Source organism: Butyricicoccus intestinisimiae, assembly GCF_018918345.1.
Taxonomy (GTDB): Bacteria; Bacillota; Clostridia; order Oscillospirales; family Butyricicoccaceae; genus Butyricicoccus_A; species Butyricicoccus_A intestinisimiae.
Map to the genome: position 1 here is coordinate 1 of NZ_JAHLQI010000023.1, position 554 is coordinate 554.

Consider the following 554-nt stretch of genomic DNA (forward strand, 5'->3'; position numbering starts at 1 on the left):
GGCGCAGACAAGGTAATTCTGGTAGATGATCCGGCACTGAAGGATTACACCACCGATGCATATGCAGACGTTATCTGCAAGGCAGTTATGGACAAGAAGCCGGAGATCGTACTGATCGGCGCAACCAACATTGGCCGTGACCTGGGTCCGCGCTGCGCAGCAAGACTGCACACCGGCCTGACCGCAGACTGCACCCATCTGGATGTAGATACTGCTAAGTACGCAGACTTCCTGAGAGAAGCATCTACCCTGAATGTAGATCAGATGGTAGAGACCGGTCGAATCAAGATGGACGACCGCAACCTGAAGATGACCCGTCCGGCATTCGGCGGTCACCTGATGGCAACCATCATTTGCCCGAGATTCCGTCCGCAGATGTCCACTGTACGTCCGGGCGTACTGAAGAAGGGCGAGTACAACGAAGCTAAGGCAAACGCAGTCGTAGTAGAGAAGTACAATGTAGAGCTGGATCCGATCAAGACGCAGGTAGTTGAGATCGTGAAGGAAGCAAAGCAGCTGGTAGACCTGATCGGTGCTGACGTTGTCGTATCTGT

The 554-nt window shown here is 53.6% G+C and carries 1 protein-coding gene; it reads left to right on the top strand.

What is annotated here, in order from left to right; translation table 11 throughout:
- On the top strand, nt 1–554 hold a 554-nt coding region (locus KQI75_RS13470; protein WP_407927195.1), incomplete at both ends, for an electron transfer flavoprotein subunit alpha/FixB family protein.